Origin of the sequence: Klebsiella sp. NPDC088457 (assembly GCF_044900465.1) — a bacterium.
GTDB lineage: Bacteria > Pseudomonadota > Gammaproteobacteria > Enterobacterales > Enterobacteriaceae > Klebsiella.
This window is the reverse complement of the sequence record NZ_JBJDNH010000027.1, coordinates 1-18,267: the sequence shown is the minus strand read 5'-3', so window position 1 is coordinate 18,267 and position 18,267 is coordinate 1. Positions and strand designations below refer to the sequence as shown.

The window sequence follows — 18,267 nt, the reverse complement described above, 5'->3', positions numbered from 1 at the left end:
GGAAATGACCGAGGGAGAACTGGTGGATGCGTTCCGCCACGTCAGTGATGCGTTTGAGCAGACCAGCGAAACCATCAGCCAGCGCGCCAATAATGCGATTAACGACATGGTGCGCCAGCGTCTGCTGAACCGCTTTACCAGCGAAAGTACGGAAGGCAATGCTATCTATCGTCTTACGCCGTTGGGAATCGGGATTACCGACTACTATATTCGTCAGCGCGAATTTTCTACGCTGCGTCTGTCGATGCAGCTGTCGATCGTGGCAGGCGAACTGAAGCGCGCCGCCGACTCGGCCGAAGAGGGCGGGGATGAGTTTCACTGGCATCGTAACGTCTTTGCGCCGCTGAAATACTCGGTGGCTGAGATTTTCGACAGCATCGACCTGACCCAGCGCATCATGGATGAACAGCAGCAGCTGGTCAAAGATGATATCGCCCAGTTGTTGAACAAAGACTGGCGCGCGGCGATCTCCAGCTGTGAGCTGCTGCTGTCGGAAACCTCCGGCACCCTGCGCGAGCTGCAGGATACGCTGGATGCGGCGGGCGATAAGCTGCAGGCTAACCTGTTGAGAATTCAGGACGCGACGATTACGCGCGACGATCTGCATTTTGTCGACCGTTTAGTCTTTGATCTGCAAAGTAAGCTGGACCGCATTGTCAGCTGGGGGCAGCAGGCTATCGACCTGTGGATCGGCTACGATCGCCACGTGCATAAGTTTATCCGTACCGCCATTGATATGGATAAAAACCGCGTGTTCGCCCAGCGTCTGCGTCAATCGATCCAGACCTACTTTGATGCGCCGTGGGCGTTGACCCACGCCAGCGCCGATCGTCTGCTGGATATGCGTGATGAAGAGATGGCGCTGCGCGACGAAGAGGTCACCGGGGAACTTCCCGCCGATCTGGAGTACGAAGAGTTTAACGAAATTCGCGAGCAGCTGGCCGCGCTGATTGAAGCACAGCTGGTGGTCTATAAAGACAAAGGGGTGCCGCTGGATCTCGGTCTGGTGGTGCGCGAATATCTGGCGCAGTATCCGCGAGCTCGCCATTTCGATGTGGCGCGAATTGTTGTCGATCAGGCGGTACGCCTGGGCGTCGCGCAAGCAGATTTCACCGGACTGTCGGCAAAATGGCAGCCGATTAATGATTACGGAGCCAAGGTACAGGCGCATGTCATCGACAAATATTGAACAAGTGATGCCAGTTAAACTGGCGCTGGCGTTGGGCAATCCGTTATTTCCGGCGCTGGATAGCGCCCTGCGAGCAGGCCGCCATATCGGTCTGGACGAACTGGATAATCACGCATTTTTGATGGATTTCCAGGATTACCTGGAAGAGTTTTACGCTCGCTATAACGTTGAACTGATCCGCGCGCCGGAGGGATTCTTCTATCTGCGCCCGCGCTCCACCACGCTGATTCCGCGTTCGGTTCTGTCAGAGCTGGATATGATGGTTGGCAAAATCCTTTGCTACCTCTATCTCAGCCCGGAACGCCTGGCCAATGAAGGAATCTTTACCCAGCAGGAGCTCTACGATGAGCTGCTGACCCTGGCGGACGAAGCCAAACTGCTGAAGCTGGTAAACAACCGCTCCACCGGTTCCGACCTCGATCGCCAGAAGCTGCAGGAGAAAATGCGCGCGTCGCTCAACCGCCTGCGCCGTCTGGGGATGGTGTGGTTTATGGGCCATGACAGCAGCAAATTCCGCATTACCGAGTCGGTCTTCCGCTTCGGCGCTGACGTCCGCGTCGGCGACGATCCGCGCGAAGCGCAGCTGCGGATGATTCGCGATGGCGAAGCGATGGCGCTGGAAAACCACCTGCAGCTCAATGATGAGAATGAAGAGAATCAGCCGGATAGCGGGGAGGAAGAGTAATGATTGAACGCGGTAAATTTCGCTCGCTAACGCTGGTTAACTGGAACGGTTTTTTTGCCCGGACTTTTGATCTGGATGAGCTGGTCACCACCCTTTCCGGCGGCAACGGCGCCGGGAAATCCACCACCATGGCGGCCTTCGTCACGGCGCTGATCCCGGACCTGACCCTGCTGCACTTCCGTAACACCACCGAGGCTGGCGCCACCAGCGGCTCGCGCGATAAGGGCCTGCACGGTAAGCTGCGCGCCGGGGTGTGTTATTCGGTGCTGGACGTTATCAACTCGCACCACCAGCGGGTGGTGGTGGGCGTGCGTCTGCAGCAGATCGCCGGTCGCGATCGTAAAGTGGATATCAAACCCTTTGCGATTCAGGGACTGCCGACGTCGGTGCAGCCAACCCAGCTGCTGACGGAAACCCTTAACGAACGCCAGGCGCGCGTTCTCAGCCTCAACGAGCTGAAAGATAAGCTTGAGGCGATGGAAGGGGTACAGTTCAAGCAGTTCAACTCGATCACCGATTATCACTCGCTGATGTTCGATCTGGGGGTGGTGGCCCGTCGTCTGCGTTCTGCCTCTGACCGTAGCAAATACTATCGCCTGATTGAAGCTTCGCTGTACGGCGGGATTTCCAACACCATTACCCGCTCGCTGCGTGACTACCTGCTGCCGGAAAACAGCGGCGTGCGTAAAGCGTTCCAGGATATGGAAGCCGCGCTGCGCGAAAACCGTATGACGCTGGAGGCGATTCGCGTCACCCAGTCCGATCGCGATCTGTTTAAACACCTGATCAGCGAAGCGACGAACTACGTGGCGGCGGACTATATGCGTCACGCCAATGAACGTCGCGTTCATCTGGATAAAGCGCTGGAATACCGTCGCGAGCTGTTCACCTCGCGGTCGCAGCTGGCGGCAGAACAGTATAAGCATGTCGATATGGCCCGCGAACTGCAGGAACATAACGGCGCGGAAGGCGACCTGGAAGCCGATTATCAGGCCGCCAGCGATCATCTGAACCTGGTGCAAACCGCTCTGCGTCAGCAGGAGAAAATCGAGCGCTATGAAGCGGATCTCGATGAACTGCAGATTCGCCTGGAAGAGCAGAATGAAGTGGTCGCGGAAGCGACCGATCTGCAGGAAGAGAACGAAGCCCGTGCGGAAGCCGCTGAACTGGAAGTGGATGAGCTGAAAAGCCAGCTGGCCGATTATCAGCAGGCGCTGGACGTGCAGCAGACCCGCGCGATTCAGTACAACCAGGCCCTGCAGGCGCTGGAACGCGCGAAAGCGCTGTGTCACCTACCGGATTTAACCCCGGAAAGCGCCGGCGAATGGCTGGAAACGTTCCAGGCGAAAGAGCAGGAAGCGACGGAAAAAATGCTGTCGCTGGAACAGAAAATCAGCGTGGCGCAAACCGCGCACGGTCAGTTTGAACAGGCTTACCAGCTGGTGGCGGCAATCAATGGCCCGCTGGCGCGTAATGAAGCCTGGGATGTGGCCCGCGAACTGCTGCGCGATGGCGTCAACCAGCGCCATCTGGCCGAGCAGGCCCACGGCCTGCGCAGCCGTCTGACCGAGCTGGAGCAGCGTTTGCGCGAACAGCAGGACGCCGAGCGCCAGCTGAGCGAATTCTGCAAGCGTCAGGGCAAACGCTACGAGATCGACGATCTGGAAGCCCTGCATCAGGAGCTGGAAGCGCGTATCGCCTCCTTGTCCGACAGCGTCTCTTCCGCCAGCGAACAGCGCATGAATCTGCGTCAGGAGCTGGAACAGCTGCAGTCCCGCACCCAGTCTCTGCTGCGTCGCGCGCCGATCTGGCTGGCCGCACAGAACAGCCTGAATCAGCTCTGCGAGCAGAGCGGCGAGCAGTTTGAATCAAGCCAGGACGTCACCGAATACCTTCAGCAGCTGCTGGAGCGCGAACGCGAGGCGATCGTTGAACGTGACGAGGTCGGCGCCCGTAAACGCGCAATCGACGAAGAGATCGAACGTCTCAGCCAGCCGGGTGGGTCTGAAGATCCGCGTCTTAACGCGCTGGCCGAACGTTTTGGCGGCGTCCTGCTGTCTGAAATTTATGACGATGTCAGTCTGGAAGATGCGCCGTACTTCTCCGCGCTGTACGGCCCGTCGCGTCACGCGATCGTGGTTCCCGATCTGGCGCAAATCGCCGAACAGCTTGAAGGGCTGGAAGATTGCCCGGAAGATCTCTATCTGATCGAAGGCGACCCGCAGTCGTTCGATGACAGCGTATTCAGCGTTGATGAGCTGGAAAAAGCGGTGGTTGTGAAGGTAGCGGATCGTCAGTGGCGCTATTCGCGTTTCCCGACGCTGCCGCTGTTTGGCCGCGCCGCGCGTGAAAGCCGCATTGAGAGCCTGCACGCCGAGCGTGAAGAGCTGTCAGAGCGTTTTGCCACCCTCTCGTTTGACGTTCAGAAAACTCAACGTCAGCATCAGGCGTTCAGCCGCTTTATCGGCAGCCATCTGGCGGTGGCCTTCGAGGATGACCCGGAAGAAGAAATCCGTAAACTGAACGGCCGTCGCGGCGAGCTGGAGCGGGCGCTTAGCGCGCACGAAAGCGATAACCAGCAGAACCGGGTGCAGTTTGAGCAGGCGAAAGAGGGCGTTTCGGCGCTGAACCGTCTGTTACCGCGTCTCAACCTGCTGGCGGACGATACGCTGGCCGACCGCGTGGATGAAATTCAGGAGCGTCTGGATGAGGCTCAGGAAGCGGCGCGCTTTATTCAGCAGTATGGCAACCAGCTGGCGAAGCTGGAGCCGATCGTTTCGGTGCTGCAGAGCGACCCGGAACAGTTCGAACAGCTGAAAGAAGATTATGCTTACTCGCAGCAGACGCAGCGCGATGCGCGTCAGCAGGCGTTTGCGCTGAGCGAAGTGGTGCAGCGCCGCGCGCACTTCAGCTACTCCGATTCGGCGGAAATGCTCAGCGGCAACAGCGATCTCAACGAAAAACTGCGCCAGCGTCTGGAGCAGGCGGAAACGGAACGTAGCCGCGCCCGCGACGCGACGCGTACTCATACGGCGCAGCTGAACCAGTACAATCAGGTGCTGGCGTCGCTAAAAAGTTCGTATGACACCAAAAAAGAGCTGCTGGGCGATCTGTATAAAGAGCTGCAGGATATCGGCGTACGGGCCGATAGCGGCGCGGAAGAGCGCGCGCGCGCGCGTCGCGATGAGCTGCATAGCCAGTTAAGCAACAACCGCGCCCGCCGCAATCAGCTGGAAAAAGCGCTGACCTTCTGTGAAGCGGAAATGGACAACCTGACCCGCAAGCTGCGTAAGCTCGAACGCGACTATTGCGAAATGCGTGAGCAGGTGGTTAGCGCCAAGGCGGGCTGGTGCGCGGTCATGCGTCTGGTGAAAGATAATGGCGTCGAGCGCCGCCTGCATCGCCGCGAGCTGGCCTATCTCTCGGCCGATGAGCTGCGTTCGATGTCGGATAAGGCGCTCGGTGCGCTGCGTCTGGCGGTGGCGGATAACGAACATCTGCGCGACGTGCTGCGCGTCTCAGAAGATCCGAAGCGTCCTGAGCGTAAAATTCAGTTCTTCGTTGCCGTTTATCAGCATCTGCGCGAGCGTATTCGTCAGGACATTATCCGTACCGACGATCCGGTTGAGGCGATTGAGCAGATGGAAATCGAGCTTAGCCGCCTGACGGAAGAGTTGACCAACCGCGAACAGAAGCTGGCGATCAGCTCCCGCAGCGTCGCCAATATCATCCGCAAGACTATCCAGCGCGAGCAGAACCGTATTCGTATGCTCAACCAGGGACTGCAGAGCGTCTCCTTCGGCCAGGTCAACAGCGTGCGGCTGAACGTCAACGTGCGGGAAACCCACTCGACGCTGCTGGATGTGCTGTCCGAGCAGCATGAACAGCATCAGGACCTGTTCAACAGCAATCGTCTGACCTTCTCTGAAGCGCTGGCGAAGCTCTATCAGCGCCTGAATCCGCAGATCGATATGGGACAACGGACGCCGCAAACCATCGGCGAAGAGCTGCTCGACTACCGCAACTATCTGGAAATGGAAGTTGAGGTTAACCGCGGCTCCGACGGCTGGCTGCGCGCTGAGTCCGGCGCGCTGTCAACCGGTGAGGCTATCGGGACCGGGATGTCGATCCTGGTGATGGTGGTGCAGAGCTGGGAGGATGAATCACGTCGCCTGCGCGGCAAAGATCTTTCGCCGTGCCGTCTGCTGTTCCTTGATGAAGCGGCGCGCCTCGATGCCCGATCCATCGCCACGCTGTTTGAGCTGTGCGAACGTCTGGAGATGCAGCTGATTATCGCGGCGCCGGAAAATATCAGCCCGGAAAAAGGCACCACCTATAAACTGGTGCGTAAAGTGTTTAATAACCATGAACACGTTCACGTCGTCGGCCTGCGCGGTTTCGCCGCTCAGCTGCCGGAAACGTTGCCGGGAACGGCTGACGCCTCTTAACGGGCGGTGAATCAGCGGAGAAAAGGGCGACAATGTGTCGCCCTTTTTGTTATCCAATTGGTAGGGTAAGGTTGTATAATCTTTAAACTTCTTTACATTTGGTAAGGCAAAAGCGTTTACGCCTTTATATACTGTGAGTAAGCCCCATTTTTGTGGGTGGCAATGTGTTAACAGGGGGCAAGGGATGTTGCTAAAAAAACGGTATGGTCGTCAATGGTCAGCGCTGAGTTTGAGCCTGGCTTTTGCATTTGCTCCACTGTTCAATGTCCAGGCCGAAGAGCCTGAAGTGGTACCTGCCGACAGTTCCGCCACGATTGGTGAACTGTCTTCTGCGCTGAGCCAAAGCGCGGGTCAGTCTGCGACGGTCGCGAAAATGGCCGGCGAGCAGCCGCTGGCTACCGATGCGGCAGCGAAAAGTCGTGCCGATATTACCGCACTACTGCCGGCGGGTTATCAGCCGGTGTTTATGAATCCTCTGGTGTCGCTGTACGCGGCCAGGGATATGAAGCCGATGTGGGAGAACCGCGAGGCGGTGCAGGCGTTCCAGCAGCAGCTGGCCGAAGTCGCGATTGCCGGTTTCCAGCCGCAGTTCACCACCTGGGTAAGCCTGCTCACCGATCCGGCGGTGAGCGGTATGGCGCGTGATGTCGTGCTTTCCGATGCTATGATGGGCTATCTGCACTTTATCAGCGGCATTCCGGTTCAGGGGAACCGCTGGCTGTATAGCTCCAGACCTTACACCATGTCGACGCCGCCGCTGTCGGTCATCAACCAGTGGCAGCTGGCGCTGGATGACGGTTCACTGCCGCAGTTTATTGCCGGACTGGCGCCGCACCATACGCAATATGCGGCGATGCATCAGGCGCTGCTGTCGTTGGTGGCGGATTCGCGTCCGTGGCCGCAACTGACCAGTACCGCATCGCTACGTCCTGGCGAGTGGAGCAACGATATCGGCGCGCTGCGTGAGATTTTACAACGTACCGGCATGCTGGATGACGCTGAGAAGATAGCTTTGCCGGGGGACGTCGTCAGCCCGTCGGCGGGGAAGAAAAATAAAACGGCTGCGCGCGGCGTTTACGATCGCCAGCTTGTTGCGGGCGTTAAGCGCTTTCAGGCGTGGCAAGGGCTGGGTGCCGATGGCGTCATTGGCGCCTCCACGCGCGACCTGCTGAACGTTTCCGCGGCGCAGCGCGCCGGGGTGCTGGCGCTGAACATCCAGCGTTTACGCCTGCTGCCGGGCAAGCTCTCCACCGGGATCATGGTGAATATTCCGGCCTTTTCGCTGGTCTATTATCAGGACGGCAGTCAGGTGCTGGCATCGCGAGTGATCGTCGGGCGCCCGGATCGTAAAACGCCGATGATGAGCAGCGCGTTAAATAATGTGGTGGTGAATCCGCCGTGGAATGTGCCGCCGACGCTGGCGCGCAAAGATATCCTGCCGAAGGTGCGTAATAATCCAGGCTATCTTGAGCAACATGGCTATACGGTAATGCGCGGCTGGAACAGCAAAGAGGCCCTCGATCCCTGGCGCATTGATTGGTCAACGATCACCGAGAACAATCTCCCGTTCCGCTTCCAGCAGGCGCCGGGGGCACGTAACTCGCTGGGGCGTTATAAGTTCAATATGCCCAGCTCCGATGCTATCTATCTGCACGATACGCCGAACCACAATCTGTTCCAGAAAGACGTGCGCGCGTTAAGCTCCGGCTGTGTGCGGGTCAATAAAGCTTCTGAACTGGCGAATATGCTGCTGCAGGATGCCGGCTGGAACGATACGCGGATTTCCGATGCGCTTAAGCAGGGCGATACGCGGTATGTGAATATCCGGCAGAATATCCCGGTGAATCTCTATTATTTAACCGCCTTCGTTGGCAGCGACGGCCGCATGCAATATCGTACAGATATTTACAATTACGATCTCACCGCGCGATCTGGCGCACAAATTTTGGCGAAAGCTGAACAATTAATCAGGTAAATGAAGTAGTTCACCCCATTTCGTTGTCCTAACTGTGGGTGAAAACAGGCTCTGTTCCTCTACAGAGCCTGTATTTACTGGGGTTAGGCTACCTTGACGTTGGCAATAATGCCCGGTAAGGTGCCTTTCGTGCGCCAGAAGTGCATATATTCGATTCATTTACTTGTAGACCTGATTATCATGGACAAATTTGACGCTAATCGCCGCAAATTGCTGGCGTTAGGTGGGGCTGCGCTCGGTGCCGCCGCCATTCTGCCTGCGCCGGCATTTGCCACCCTCTCGACCCCCCGACCGCGTATTTTGACGCTGAATAACCTGCATACTGGTGAATCACTCAAGGCGGAGTTTTTCGATGGCAGAGGCTATATTCAGGATGAATTAGCAAGGCTTAACCATTTTTTCCGTGATTTCCGCGCGAATAAAATTAAGCCCATCGATCCGAGTTTGTTCGATCACCTCTATCGTCTGCAGGGATTGCTTGGCACGAATAAACCTGTCCAGCTCATCTCTGGCTATCGTTCCCTCGATACCAACGATGAACTTCGTGCACGAAGCCGTGGTGTAGCGAAACATAGCTATCACACCAGGGGGCAGGCAATGGATTTCCATATTGAAGGCATTTCGTTAAGCAATGTTCGCAAAGCGGCGTTATCTATGGGCGCAGGTGGTGTAGGATACTACCCACGTAGCAACTTTGTGCATATTGATACCGGTCCGGTAAGGCACTGGTAACGAAAGGAGCATCATGAACTATCGTATTATTCCGGTTACCGCGTTTGCTCAGAACTGTTCTTTAATCTGGTGCGAACAAACCCGGCTTGCAGCGCTGGTCGATCCTGGCGGTGACGCTGAGCGAATCAAACAGGAAGTAGCGGCAGAGGGCGTCAGCCTGATGCAGATTTTGCTCACCCACGGTCATCTCGATCATGTCGGTGCGGCGGCCGAGCTGGCACAGCATTATGGTGTGCCGATTATCGGGCCGGAAGAAGAAGATCGGTTCTGGCTGGAAGGGCTGCCGGCGCAAAGTCGGATGTTTGGTCTGGAAGATTGTCAGCCATTGCAGCCGGACCGCTGGCTCAATGAAGGCGATGTGGTCAGCGTAGGGAATGTTGCTCTGCAGGTGCTGCACTGTCCCGGGCACACGCCAGGGCACGTGGTCTTTTTTGATCCGGCATCCCGGCTGCTGGTTTCCGGCGACGTCATTTTCAAAGGTGGAGTAGGGCGCAGCGACTTCCCGCGCGGCGACCACGGTCAGCTGATTGATGCGATTAAGCGCAAATTACTGCCTTTAGGCGATGATGTGACGTTTATTCCCGGTCACGGGCCGATGTCGACGCTGGGCTATGAGCGTCTGCATAACCCTTTCCTGCAGGATGAAATGCCCGTCTGGTAATGCTCCTCGACGGAAAATATAAACAAGGCCGCGCAAGCGGCCTTTATTTTTTGCCAGCGAGGCTATTACAGCACGGCGACAATCGCTTCACACAGCGGCGCCATGTTGTCTGGCGTCATACCGGCGACGTTGATACGCCCGGAAGCCACGGCGTAGACCCCGAACTCTTCACGCAGACGCAGCACCTGCTCTTTGGTCAGGCCGCTGAACGAGAACATCCCGTTTTGCTTGATGATGAAAGAGAAGTCGCGAGTGGCCCCTTTTTCCTGCAGGGTATTCACGAACAGCAGACGCATGCGCTGAATACGCTGGCGCATATCGGTCAGCTCTTGTTCCCAGATAGCGCGCAGCGCGTCGTTGCTGAGAATCGTCGCCACCACCGAAGCACCGTGCGCCGGCGGGTTGGAGTAGTTTGCCCGGATGGTGGATTTCATCTGGCTGAACGCGCGGTCAACGGTTTCCTGGTCGCCAGCCACCAGCGTGCAGGCGCCGACGCGCTCGTTGTACAGACCGAAGTTCTTCGAGTAGGAGCTGGCCACCAGCAGCTCTTTATGCAGCGCGGCAAACGCGCGCAGCCCTTCAGCATCCTCTTCCAGACCACGGGCAAAACCCTGGTAGGCAAAATCGAACAGCGGCAGCCAGCCTTTTTCGACGGACAGCTGCGCCAGCTGTTGCCACTGCTCCAGCGTCGGATCGATACCGGTTGGGTTATGGCAGCAGCCATGGAACAGAACCACGTCACCGGCCTGCGCCTCATTGAGGCTTGCCAGCAGACCGTCAAAGTCGAGCGCGTGGTTGGCGGCATCGTAATAGGCATATTCACGGACTTCCAGACCCGCGGAATTGAACACGCTTTTGTGATTCGGCCAGCTCGGATTGCTCACCCAAACGCGCTTAACGTCGGTATTCTTCGCGAGGAAATCCGCGGCAACGCGCAGGGCACCGGTACCGCCAGGCGTCTGTGCGGTACGGGCGCGCTTATCGTTGATAATCGCATTGCCTTTACCGAACAGCAGCTTCTGAGTGCAGCGACCAAATTCCGCAATACCATCGATACCGAGATAGTTTTTGGTGGTTTCATTTTCCAGCAGATACTGCTCTGCTTTTTTTACGCTGGTCAGGACCGGGGTTTTACCCGTTTCATCTTTGTAAACACCAATCCCGAGGTTAATTTTGGTAGGGCGGTCATCGGCACGAAACAGATCGGCCAGGCCCAGAATAGGGTCGGCAGGGGCGGCAGTAATGTTCTCAAACATGACGAGGTTCCATTGTGATTACTGAAGGGAATTCCGCTATCAGGGTAACGGCAGATGAACTAATTGCCAACCGTTTGCGACAAAAAGCGCGAAGGTTTTCGAAAGTTACGATCTTTATCTCAGGAATAGAGAAAAGCAGGACCGAAGTCCTGCTTTTTAGGCATATCACGAAGGGGTGTACTGCAGATTAGAACTGGTAAACGATACCCACGGCGACGGTGTCGTCGGAGTTCACGCCCAGCTTGTTGTCGCTGTCAATCTGGTTGATTTGATAGTCAACATAGGTGGACATGTTTTTGTTGAAGTAGTAGGTCGCGCCGACGTCGATGTAGTTGATGTAATCTTCATCGCCAATGCCGCCTTCAATATTTTTCGCTTTAGATTTGTAGTAAGCGATGGACGGACGCAGGCCGAAATCGAACTGATACTGCGCAACGACGGAGAAGTCCTGAGTTTTGTTGGCAAAGCCATCCGTAATGCGGGTCGCATTGCGGGTTTCGCCGTACAGGGCTGCGAGGTAGATATTGTTCGCATCGTATTTCAGGCCGGTTGCCCACTGCTCAGCTTTATCGCCTTTGCCGCGTGCCAGAGCCTGCTGTCCGTCGGTACGGTCTGCTGCGCCGTAAGCGCCGACAATGCCGAAGCCATCGACTTCATAGCTCAGAGAGGTTGCCCAGCCATCACCGTTCGCACGGGACGGGTTATCTGCGTGCTCGTTTTTACCCAGGTACTGTACGCCGAAGTTCAGACCGTCAACCAGACCGAAGAAGTTGCTGTTACGGTAGGTTGCCAGGCCACCGGTACGACCGGCGAAGAAGTTATCGCTAGGGCCGGTGTCGCCGCCAAACTCAGGCAGCATATCGGTTACGCCGATGGCGTCATAAACCAGGCCGTAGTTACGACCGTAGTCGAAGGAGCCTGCATCGCCGAATTTCAGACCGGCGTAGGCCAGACGGGTTTTGTTACCGGTCTGAGCGTCGCTACCTTCCGTATTATTACCCTGGAAGTTATATTCCCACTGGCCGTAACCGGTCAGCTGGTCGTTGATCTGCGTTTCCCCTTTAAAACCCAAACGGGCATAGGTTTGGTCGCCGTCATTATCTTTGTTATCAGAGAAATAATGCAGACCTACGGTTTTGCCGTACAGATCGAGCTTGTTGCCGTCTTTGTTATAGATTTCCGCAGCGTTTGCTGCGCCGGCTACCAGCAGGGCAGGGATCACCGCTGCCAGAATATTGCGCTTCATCATTATTTATTACCCTCATTAATATTTTTATATGAACACTTGCCACTGCCGCCAATAAATTCCGTCAATAAAAATTTACAGAACTATTGATGATAGTTTGGTGTCTGAAGGCATCTTTCCATCCACGCCACCGTTTCGCTAGCCGGAAAATGCTACCAATGTCGCATATGAGTAACAATACGAAAATGTATGTAACAAAATATGTATTTTTAGGAACTTTGTGAACTCAATCAAAATTCCGTTCCGGTTTGCTCGTAAAATAAACTAACCTTATATATCTATATGAATTAATTATGATTAATTTAGATAAGGCGGCTTTTGTGCATTTTATGTCTGCATTTCGCTTTTTTTTCGCTCAGCTTTTGTCTTCACACCTTGTGCGGTGGGTGCTTAAAAAATGAACAGAATAATCAGGCATTTCGCCAATATATGAACATAAGATGCGATTTGTCGGCTGTGGAGGGGGCGAAATAGTGAGTAACATAAATGTGAACTTGAAGGGTTGATGTTTAAATTTATTAGTATTCGTTAACATTAATTGACATAAAAAAAGGCCAGCTTACGCTGGCCCTTGGCGATGATCAGAAAAAACAATCAGAATGTGGCGCTACGCGGCGTACGCGGGAACGGAATCACATCACGCACGTTCTGTACGCCGGTGACGTAGGCGATCAGACGTTCAAAGCCCAGCCCGAAGCCGGAGTGTGGTACGGTGCCGTAACGACGCAGGTCGCGGTACCACCAGTAGTCTTCTTTATTAAGACCCATTTCCGCCATGCGCGCGTCCAGCACGTCCAGACGTTCCTCACGCTGAGAGCCGCCGATGATTTCACCGATGCCCGGCGCCAGGACATCCATTGCCGCGACGGTTTTACCGTCTTCGTTAAGGCGCATATAGAAGGCCTTAATGTCTTTCGGGTAGTTTTTCACCACCACCGGCGCTTTGAAGTGCTCTTCGGCCAGATAGCGCTCATGCTCGGAAGAGAGATCCACACCCCAGTAGACCGGGTTTTCAAACGGCTTGCCGCAGTTCTCCAGAATCGTCACCGCGTCGGTGTAATCAACCTGAGCGAAGTCGGCATTAATAAAGCGTTCCAGACGAGAAACGGCTTCTTTATCGACGCGCTCGGCGAAGAATTTCATGTCATCCGCCCGCTCTTCCAGTACCGCTTTGAAGACGTACTTCAGCATGGCTTCAGCCAGGCCGGCGACATCGTTGAGGTTCGCAAAGGCCACTTCCGGCTCCAGCATCCAGAATTCCGCGAGGTGACGGCTGGTGTTAGAGTTTTCAGCACGGAAGGTTGGGCCGAAGGTATAAATTTTCGACAGCGCGCAGGCATAGGTTTCGCCGTTCAACTGGCCGGATACGGTCAGGAACGACTCTTTGCCGAAGAAATCTTTATCGAAATCCACTTTGCCCAGATCGTTACGCGGCAGGTTCTCCAGATCCAGCGTCGATACGCGGAACATTTCGCCAGCGCCTTCGGTATCCGATGCGGTAATCAGCGGCGTAGAAACCCAGAAGAAGCCCTGCTCGTCAAAGAAACGATGCAGCGCCTGTGCCAGGGTATGACGAACGCGGGCGACGGCGCCAATCAGATTGGTACGCGGACGCAGGTGCGCGACTTCACGCAGATACTCGATGCTGTGGCGTTTAGCGGCCATCGGATAGGTATCCGGATCTTCTACCCAACCGGTCACTTCAACATGGCTGGCCTGGATTTCAAAACTCTGACCCTGACCCTGGGACGCCACGATTTTACCCGTAACGATGACCGAACAGCCGGTGGTCAGGCGCAGTACTTCCTGATTGTAATTGGGCAGAGAATTATTAATAACGGCCTGTACAGGATCAAAGCAGGAACCGTCATAGACGGCCAGGAAGGAAAAGCCAGCTTTTGAATCTCGGCGGGTACGTACCCATCCGCGCACGGTGACTTCGCTGTCAACGGCAACACGGCCCTGGAGTACGTCGGCTACAGGCACAACGCTCATAATAGTCTCTCTATTCGTAGTCCAATAAAAAAATCGATATCCCCCGGCAATCGGGGGATATCTATGTTACCTGTCATCTTCCATCAGACAAGTAGATTTCGCACCGGGAGAGAGAGTTTTCGGAAATAAATAAAGAACAAGGAGCCAGAACGGCTCCTTATGGTGATTAACTGGCCTTTTTCACCGGCGGCAGATCGAAGGCTTTACGCAGCGCGCGCACGAATGCTTTATCGTGGCAGATGGTTTTGCCCGGACTGTCGGAGAGCTTGGCGACCGGTTTTCCATTGCATTCCACCAGTTTTATAACGATATTGAGCGGTTTAACCTGGGGGATGTCGCAGGTTAAACGGGTACCGATGCCAAAGCTGAGATTGATCCGCGAAGAGAAGTGGCGATACAAATCAACCGCTTTCGCCAGATCGAGATTATCGGAAAAGACCAGTACTTTACTCATCGGGTCGATACCCAGTTTCTGATAATGGGCAATGGCTTTCTCACCCCATTCAAACGGGTCGCCGGAATCGTGGCGCAGACCCTGATAACGGCTGGCGAACTCCGGACCGAAGTCGCGCAGGAAGGCATCCATGGTAATACAGTCAGTCAGGGCGATGCCGAGCCGATCGGGATACTCTTCCAGCCAGGCCGCCAGGGCCGCGCGCTGGCTGCTGGCTAAATTGGGGCTGATTTGCTGATGCGCCTGGAACCATTCATGCGCCTGGGTACCCATTGGCGTCAGATTCAGGCGGCGAGCCAGATCGTAGTTGCTGGTGCCGCTAAACCACGGCTCCTGCTGTAAACGTGCAACAATGGCCTGCTGCACTTCACGGGAGAAGCGTCGGCGGGTGCCGAAGTCCATCAGACGGAAGCGACTCAGATCGAGGTCCGCCGTGATATGTGCGAAGTCGGCGAGCTTGCGCTCAAGCGTGTCGAGCGCTAAATCGACGCTGATTTCGGGCGAGCGGTAGCGATGGACCAGCTCGCTAATGACTGCCAGCAGCGGCACTTCCCACATAATGACTTCACGCCAGGGGCCGGACAGGCGGATATTCAGCTTGCCGTTGTCGTTGCTGACGATGACCTGCTGCGGGTCATAGCGGAAATCACGTAGCCAGTCGAGATAGTCCTGAGAAAAGAACGGCAGGGTGGACAACCACTGATATTCATCGTCCTGCAGCTTCAGGTCACGCATGGTTTCCACCTGCTCGCGAATTGCATCGGCGTAGATACCGAGCAGATCGTCCCCGCGGCAGCGGAACTCCGCCGCAACGTGTACGTCGTGATAGCGGTGGAAGACAGCCTGCTGCATATGCAGCTTGTAAGCATCCGTATCAAGCAGCGAGTGCAGTACAGGAGAAGTGAATTGTGTCATGGTGCGCAGTAGCGTCCTCTCACTGGAGCGTTTCCATCAAAACCGAAGCAGAAAAAAGGAGGCGGAGTATACCTTTATTACCCGACTCTGTCCCGCAGTGACGGTCGATGGCGACGCTGACGGTCATTTGCGAGGCCTAGTTTAATATATTGAACAGGGATCACACCACAAGCTTTGCGCCGGGTCGAGTGCATTTCGTGCCTCTTGTGTTATCAATATGTAGCATGTTGATATGTAACATAATGATATATCAATATATTATCCATTCATCACTTCATCGTGGGGCAGGGATGGGGCAAAATCAGATAGTTTCTGGTTCAAAAGCGCCACCTGTTCCGTGTTTTTCTCTGCCATCCATTTCCCATAAACCTTGTAAACCATCTGTGCATCGGCGTGGCCCATTTGCGTGGCGATGAAGTTTGGGTTTGCTCCAGCTGACAGCGACCAACAAGCGTAAGTATGTCTCGTCTGATAAGCGTTTCGGTGTCTCAGACCGGCCCGCTTAATATGAGCATCCCAAATTTTCTTTATCGACCCGACCGCATAATGGTCTCCTGCAAGGTAGTTTCTCCCTGTTAGACGTGGGTCAAACACAAACGTACATTCGTGCTTTTCCTTTCGCCCGTACTCCCGTAGGTTTACTTCTACTTTATGCTGTTTACCAAACCTTGTCATCTCTGCCTGGCTGCGGAGTGCTTCTATTGCTGGTTCAATCAGGAAAACAACCCTGTTTGTACCTGCTTTAGTTTTTGGCATAGTAAATTCATTGGTGGGCGTGAAGTTCCTCCTGATCATCATCGTTCCTGCTTTCAGGTCGATAACGTCTTTGCATTTAGTCTGATGCTCAGGGAATCCATCGAGAAGCCCCCATGCTTTCGCATAGCTGGCTTGTAGGGCTTTAGGATCGTTCTCAGAGCCCGCATACTGAGTGAAGTCAGCGAGAACTTTATCGGCGTCTGCAGGATTAACCTGATGCTGCTCATAATCAGGGTCAGCAGTCGTTTCCTCGGTCGGGATGCAGAACGCCTGAAACGCTGCGTATTTGTAGGCAATCGACATGGCCTTATTCGTCGCTTTATCGCCGCTGTCCATCGCCTCGCCGTAAGTAACAACGGTGTGCAGGCTGCCGTCCTCGGTGCTGACAAAGTCGAACTCAGCACGGACAGTGATATAAAACAGGGCGCCGCCGTTTTTGCTGGTTCTTTCGCACGATGTACGCTCAGTGCAACGAGGAAGGATCAGCAGTTTGTGTTTAACCAGGGCAGGGGCCAGCGCGTTGTAAACGTCATCAATACCCCTAAACGCATAGTTGACCTGGCTCCCTTGCTTTCTGCCCTTGCTGATTCCTTTTTCTGCCAGCTCGCCAGCGACAGCGCTGATGGCTGCATAGACTTTTTTGGTTTCCATGATTGACCTCAGAACGGCGCTTCGCCGAGGAAGTAGAAATTGTTCATCCGCTCATTGCGGGCCAGCTGCAGGGCCAATTGCTTCATGCGACGGTTTCCGCAAACCTTCCAGTAGCGTGCCTCAGCGAGATGCGCGGCACGCTTGATCCGGCTTTCTTTTGGCGTTCTTGCGAGTTCGACTGGTAACATTTCATCCTCCAAAAGGTTGTAAGAATCCCGGCGCGATAAAGGCCGCCTGATAGCTCAGTTAAATTCGTGCGCTGATATGCGCGGGTTAATGCGTCCCGGCGGGTACCAGGTTTGGCTCGACGCTTCGTGATGCGTATGGCCGGCGAATGTGGCGCAGATTGCCTTGTGGCTCGTGCCAGTAGCTGCCGTCGCGGTAGTCGAAGCTGACAAGCCAGGCTGCGCCGGTGCGGTTATTGCGCATCATCACGGCGCGTCCGTTGTTTGGAATTGCTTTAGCCATTGAACACCCCCGTAACGTGCAGAATTTTGATAATCGCCGCTGCCCAGATAACGCCGCAGACCAGCAGGCAATAAATCAGTGAACGAATGCCTTGTTTGCTCATTTGCCACCCCAGCACTGAACGCTGACAGCGACGACTGCAATCAAAAACGGAACGACCTTTAACCAAAAATTACGCCATGCAGGCTTGTCTTCTTCGCGGATCATTCTGCGCACTCCTCAAATTCACCTGCGGTATTCAACCGATAAGCCGTGCTCTCTTTAATTCCATCTTCGCCGACATAGGCGATGTAGAATTTGTAACGCTTGCCGTTCCAGCGTTTAAAAATGAGCGTGGCGTTTTCGCCGCCGGTCAGGGTGCTGCCATAGCCGCCGGTCAGGGTGCTGCCATAGCCGCCGGTCAGGGTGCTGTAATCGCCGCCGGTCAGGGTGCTGTACACGATCGCACAGCCTTTACCGCCGTTATCCATCAGGTAATTAATGGCCCCATCACGCTCGCCGCAGTAAACGACGTTGGCCTCGGGAAACTTCACTTTGTTTTCAAGGTCGACGACCAAATCCTTTTCCACCTCACAAACCATCCAGTTTGCATCGTCGCTCTCGCTGAGGTATCCGGCTGATCCTTCACCCCACAGCAGGCCGTGAAGACCGTTGCCGCATTCTGTCGTATTTTTCCAGTCAGGAGCCTTAACAAAGCCAGATTTAGGCCAGACAAAGCCGCCGTAAGCCGACATGTCGGCGTTGCAAGTACGAAGAACGAGTACTGTTTCTTTTGCTTTCTGCATTCTCTTACCCTCAGTAATAAAAAAGGCCGCCCGATGGCAGCCATAATGTCG

The 18,267-nt window shown here is 55.1% G+C and carries 15 protein-coding genes; 6 read left to right on the top strand and 9 right to left on the bottom strand.

Annotated features, from left to right (window positions below; translation table 11 throughout):
• The 6 genes from mukF to ACI2JR_RS17425 form a co-directional block, all read left to right on the top strand.
• Positions 1-1,189: chromosome partition protein MukF (mukF, locus tag ACI2JR_RS17450; protein WP_462479086.1), on the top strand; the 1,189-nt coding region annotated here is incomplete at its 5' end.
• Positions 1,170-1,874 (top strand): chromosome partition protein MukE, encoded by a 705-nt coding sequence (mukE, locus tag ACI2JR_RS17445; RefSeq protein ID WP_100685488.1) that lies wholly within the window; start codon positions 1,170-1,172, stop codon positions 1,872-1,874. The genes mukF and mukE, both read left to right, overlap by 20 nt.
• On the top strand, positions 1,874-6,322 hold the full coding sequence (gene mukB, locus ACI2JR_RS17440) for a chromosome partition protein MukB (protein ID WP_462479085.1): 4,449 nt from the start codon (positions 1,874-1,876) through the stop codon (positions 6,320-6,322). The genes mukE and mukB overlap by 1 nt, the downstream gene beginning before the upstream one ends.
• Before the next feature lie 184 nt (positions 6,323-6,506).
• A complete protein-coding gene (gene ldtD / locus ACI2JR_RS17435; RefSeq protein WP_132727508.1) occupies positions 6,507-8,297 on the top strand; it encodes a L,D-transpeptidase in 1,791 nt (596 codons plus the stop codon).
• Between the two features lie 180 nt (positions 8,298-8,477).
• The gene (locus ACI2JR_RS17430; RefSeq protein ID WP_132728125.1) at positions 8,478-9,029 is read left to right on the top strand and encodes a YcbK family protein; all 552 of its coding nucleotides are present in this window, start codon (positions 8,478-8,480) and stop codon (positions 9,027-9,029) included.
• A gap of 13 nt (positions 9,030-9,042) precedes the next feature.
• Entirely contained in the window at positions 9,043-9,690 is a 648-nt protein-coding gene (locus tag ACI2JR_RS17425) for an MBL fold metallo-hydrolase (RefSeq protein ID WP_132727504.1), read from the top strand.
• A 65-nt stretch (positions 9,691-9,755) separates the two neighbouring features.
• Here ACI2JR_RS17425 and aspC read toward each other — a convergent pair whose 3' ends face one another.
• From aspC to ACI2JR_RS17380, 9 genes are all read right to left on the bottom strand, one after another.
• Positions 9,756-10,946, bottom strand: coding sequence for an aspartate transaminase (gene aspC, locus ACI2JR_RS17420; RefSeq protein ID WP_462479084.1), 1,191 nt, complete (start codon positions 10,944-10,946; stop codon positions 9,756-9,758).
• 187 nt (positions 10,947-11,133) lie between these two features.
• A complete protein-coding gene (gene ompF / locus ACI2JR_RS17415; protein WP_279387983.1) occupies positions 11,134-12,195 on the bottom strand; it encodes a porin OmpF in 1,062 nt (353 codons plus the stop codon).
• Positions 12,196-12,786: 591 nt separating this feature from the next.
• Positions 12,787-14,187, bottom strand: a complete 1,401-nt coding sequence (gene asnS / locus ACI2JR_RS17410; protein ID WP_132727498.1) for an asparagine--tRNA ligase — start codon at positions 14,185-14,187, stop codon at positions 12,787-12,789.
• A gap of 166 nt (positions 14,188-14,353) precedes the next feature.
• Positions 14,354-15,556 (bottom strand): nicotinate phosphoribosyltransferase, encoded by a 1,203-nt coding sequence (pncB, locus tag ACI2JR_RS17405; RefSeq protein WP_132727495.1) that lies wholly within the window; start codon positions 15,554-15,556, stop codon positions 14,354-14,356.
• Positions 15,557-15,814: 258 nt separating this feature from the next.
• A complete protein-coding gene (locus ACI2JR_RS17400) occupies positions 15,815-16,963 on the bottom strand; it encodes an ERF family protein (protein WP_462479083.1) in 1,149 nt (382 codons plus the stop codon).
• A gap of 8 nt (positions 16,964-16,971) precedes the next feature.
• Positions 16,972-17,151, bottom strand: coding sequence for a hypothetical protein (locus ACI2JR_RS17395; protein WP_462479082.1), 180 nt, complete (start codon positions 17,149-17,151; stop codon positions 16,972-16,974).
• Between the two features lie 85 nt (positions 17,152-17,236).
• Positions 17,237-17,431 carry a hypothetical protein gene (locus tag ACI2JR_RS17390; RefSeq protein ID WP_032688565.1) on the bottom strand — a complete coding sequence of 65 codons (195 nt, stop codon included), beginning with the start codon at positions 17,429-17,431 and terminating at the stop codon, positions 17,237-17,239.
• Entirely contained in the window at positions 17,424-17,549 is a 126-nt protein-coding gene (locus tag ACI2JR_RS17385) for a hypothetical protein (protein WP_167877297.1), read from the bottom strand. The genes ACI2JR_RS17390 and ACI2JR_RS17385 overlap by 8 nt, the downstream gene beginning before the upstream one ends.
• Positions 17,550-17,634: 85 nt before the next feature.
• A partial coding sequence (locus ACI2JR_RS17380; protein WP_462479081.1) for a hypothetical protein occupies positions 17,635-18,267 on the bottom strand: 633 nt, incomplete at its 5' end.